General features: G+C 71.8%; 1 pseudogene. It reads right to left on the bottom strand.

Annotated features, from left to right (window positions below):
• Window positions 1-317 (bottom strand): annotated as a pseudogene (locus HCK04_RS40640) (hypothetical protein); the annotation flags it as partial.
• Window positions 318-390: the final 73 nt, after the last annotated feature.

The raw sequence follows: 390 nt of genomic DNA on the forward strand, positions 1-390 counted from the left end.
ACCGCATCCGCATGACGCCGATCAGCCCCGTTCGCCGTATTCGCCACCCCAGCGGTACCGGCCGCACCAGCCGCGCCCGCCACGTTGACCACGTCAGCAGTGTTCGCCACGCCCGCCGCGTTGACCACGTCAGCCACGTTGGCCGCGCCTACGGCGCCTGTGGTGCTGACTGCGCCTGCCGTGTTCGCCGCGCCCGTCGTGTTCGCCGAGTCCGCGATAACCGTCTCAGCCGCGCCTGCGGCGTCCGCAGTGTCGGCCGCGCCCGCCGCGTTGATCATGTCGGCCGTGTGGGCTGGGTCGGTCTGTTCGCCCAGCATGGCCGGGTCACCCGATCCCTTTGGGGCGTGCGCTGCAGCCGGGTCACAGGATCGGCCCGGGTGAGGTGCTGCT

Origin of the sequence: Microbispora sp. CL1-1 (assembly GCF_012034195.1) — a bacterium.
In the GTDB taxonomy this organism is placed as follows: Bacteria; Actinomycetota; Actinomycetes; order Streptosporangiales; family Streptosporangiaceae; genus Microbispora.